This window comes from Neobacillus niacini (assembly GCF_000759675.1).
Classification (GTDB): domain Bacteria; phylum Bacillota; class Bacilli; order Bacillales; family Cytobacillaceae; genus Neobacillus; species Neobacillus niacini_A.
Window position 1 is genome coordinate 12055 of record NZ_BAWM01000109.1, and the last position, 496, is coordinate 12550.

The 496-nt window shown below is 38.7% G+C and carries 1 protein-coding gene; it reads left to right on the top strand.

Annotation, left to right across the window (positions count from 1 at the left end; all coding sequences use genetic code 11):
• A partial coding sequence (locus TR08_RS31470) for an IS110 family transposase (RefSeq protein ID WP_045522604.1) occupies positions 1 to 496 on the top strand: 496 nt, incomplete at both ends.

The window sequence follows — 496 nt, forward strand, 5'->3', positions numbered from 1 at the left end:
GGTATGGAACCTACTGGCCATTATTGGATTAACCTATCCAAATGGTTAAATACCCAAAACATTGAGGTAGTAACAGTCAATCCCCACTTAGTGAAAAGGAATAAAGAGAATCGTGACAATACTCAATCGAAGAGTGATAAAAAAGATGCCCTCGTTATAGCGGATATGGTGAAAAACGGTTATTATTCCTTTGTTCGTCCAACAACAGAATCATTTGAGAAACTTAGAGTTCTAATTTCTAACCGTGATGTGATTGTAAAACGTTTCGTGATGGCTATTAATCAAGTAAATCGATGGGTGGATGTAGTCTTTCCAGAGCTCAGACAAGTGTCTAAAGATGTATCGTGCAAAGGGGCCATCGCAACTCTGCGTTTATTTCCTACACCGGATGAAATATCTTCACTAGAAACACTAGATGTCATGAGGGGGTGGAAGTCTTTAATGAAACGACAACCAGGACCCAAGAAGGCTCAATTATTAATCAATCTAGCAAAAT